The following is a 1,392-nucleotide window of genomic DNA, read 5'->3' on the forward strand; positions in this document are numbered from 1 at the left end:
GGGTTGCGCTCGTTGCGGGACTTAACCCAACATCTCACGACACGAGCTGACGACAACCATGCACCACCTGTATACAAGCCACAAGGGAAACACCATCTCTGGCGCGATCCTGTATATGTCAAGCCCAGGTAAGGTTCTTCGCGTTGCATCGAATTAATCCACATGCTCCGCCGCTTGTGCGGGCCCCCGTCAATTCCTTTGAGTTTTAGCCTTGCGGCCGTACTCCCCAGGCGGGGCGCTTAATGCGTTAGCTACGGCACGGATCCCGTGGAAGGAAACCCACACCTAGCGCCCACCGTTTACGGCATGGACTACCAGGGTATCTAATCCTGTTCGCTCCCCATGCTTTCGCTCCTCAGCGTCAGTTACTGCCCAGAGACCCGCCTTCGCCACCGGTGTTCCTCCTGATATCTGCGCATTTCACCGCTACACCAGGAATTCCAGTCTCCCCTACAGTACTCAAGTTATGCCCGTATCGCCTGCACGCCCGGAGTTAAGCCCCGGAATTTCACAGACGACGCGACAAACCACCTACGAGCTCTTTACGCCCAGTAATTCCGGACAACGCTCGCACCCTACGTATTACCGCGGCTGCTGGCACGTAGTTAGCCGGTGCTTCTTCTCCATCTACCGTCAGAAACCCTTCGTCGATGGTGAAAGGAGTTTACAACCCGAAGGCCGTCATCCCCCACGCGGCGTCGCTGCATCAGGCTTCCGCCCATTGTGCAATATTCCCCACTGCTGCCTCCCGTAGGAGTCTGGGCCGTGTCTCAGTCCCAATGTGGCCGTCCACCCTCTCAGGCCGGCTACCCGTCGCCGCCTTGGTAGGCCATTACCCCACCAACAAGCTGATAGGCCGCGGGCCCATCCCACACCGAAAAAACTTTCCACCACACCCTCACGGTGCGGTCCTATCCGGTATTAGACCCAGTTTCCCAGGCTTATCCCGAAGTGCAGGGCAGGTCACCCACGTGTTACTCACCCGTTCGCCACTCGTGTACCCCAGCAAGCTGGAGCCTTACCGTTCGACTTGCATGTGTTAAGCACGCCGCCAGCGTTCGTCCTGAGCCAGGATCAAACCCTCCATCAAAAACCCTTCAAATCAGAAGAATCAAAAAAACAATGAAAGGCCCAAAAACCTGACAAAAACAGACAAACAACCACCACACACCAAAAACAGTGCGCGGCCTGGCCGTTATCCAAAAATAAAACGTTCTCCCCTTCGAACCGACGAGGCCAAAAAAGAAGAGAACAACCATGATCTTTCCCACAAATGAAAAAACCACGCGAAAAGCACCCAAACAAAGGCGCCGCCACGCAATCCATCACCCGCAAGCACAAAAGGACCCAAAACAAACAAAGGCCCCCGGCACCCACCAGCAACACACACGC

General features: G+C 55.7%; 1 protein-coding gene and 1 rRNA gene. Both read right to left on the minus strand.

What is annotated here, in order from left to right; all coding sequences use genetic code 11:
• Positions 1–1,090, minus strand: a 16S ribosomal RNA gene (locus tag QP995_RS10755); the annotation flags it as partial.
• Positions 1,091–1,195: 105 nt separating this feature from the next.
• Positions 1,196–1,392 (minus strand): hypothetical protein (locus QP995_RS10760; protein ID WP_207105045.1); only part of this gene is annotated, 197 nt, incomplete at its 5' end.

This window comes from Corynebacterium sp. MSK032 (genome assembly GCF_030232065.1).
Taxonomy (GTDB): Bacteria; Actinomycetota; Actinomycetes; order Mycobacteriales; family Mycobacteriaceae; genus Corynebacterium; species Corynebacterium jeikeium_D.